This is a genomic window from Vibrio sp. 1249-1 (genome assembly GCF_033340495.1).
This window is the reverse complement of sequence record NZ_JAWOWJ010000145.1, coordinates 1-1,052: the sequence shown is the minus strand read 5'-3', so window position 1 is coordinate 1,052 and position 1,052 is coordinate 1. Positions and strand designations below refer to the sequence as shown.

At 48.3% G+C, this 1,052-nt stretch carries 1 protein-coding gene; it reads right to left on the bottom strand.

Annotated elements, in window-relative coordinates:
- Positions 1–1,052, bottom strand: a 1,052-nt coding sequence (cysN, locus tag R7Z50_RS24850; protein ID WP_318149396.1) for a sulfate adenylyltransferase subunit CysN, incomplete at both ends; no start/stop codon positions are given.

Sequence of the window (1,052 nt, the reverse complement as noted above, 5' to 3'; positions counted from 1 at the left end):
CACTCACACAAACCAATGCCATTCAGAGGCAGTTCCGCAGCACCATGTGTCGACAAGTTATTGATGTCGTACTGGTGACGAATCGACTCTACGTGACCAACGGTCTTCTTACCTGCAATCTTGATGTCGTAATCACGACCAGGTTGCAACGGCTGCTCAGTCATCCACACCACATCGGCAAGCAAATGGTTGGTGGTTTGCACTTGCGCGTTCTCAAGCACGATCAAATCACCACGGCTGATGTCAATTTCATCATTCAGAGTCAGCGTAACGGCTAGACCAGCTTGTGCTTCTTCAATGTCGCCATCGAAGGTCACAATGCGAGCGACAGTCGACGTTTTACCTGACGGTAATGCTTTGATGGCATCACCGACTTTCACAGAGCCAGACGACACCGTGCCCGCAAAGCCACGGAAATCAAGGTTAGGACGATTCACGTACTGAACAGGGAAACGGAATTCACCCGCACCTTTTTCGTAGTCCACATCCACCGTTTCTAGCAACTCAAGCAACGATGGACCTTCAAACCAGTTCAGGTTCTGTCCTTTATCCACTACGTTGTCGCCTTCCAGCGCTGAAATCGGGATAATTTGAATATCAATATCGCCAGTTAGATTTTCAGAAAACTTCAGGTACTCATCACGAATTTCTTCGAAGCGCGCTTGTGAGTAATCCACCAAATCCATCTTGTTGATTGCGACAACAAAATGTTTCAAGCCCAATAGGTTTGAAATGAAAGAGTGACGACGCGTCTGATCCAAAATGCCTTTACGGGCATCGACCAAGATCACCGCTAAATCACACGTCGATGCGCCTGTCGCCATGTTGCGCGTGTACTGCTCATGTCCAGGGGTATCAGCAATGATGAACTTACGCTTTTGCGTCGAGAAGTAACGGTAAGCAACATCGATTGTGATGCCTTGTTCACGCTCAGCCTGCAGACCATCGACAAGCAACGCCAAATCTGGCTTTTCACCCGTCGTACCAACGCGTTGGCTATCTGAGTGAACCGCTGCTAGTTGGTCTTCATAAATTTGTTTTGAATCATGGAG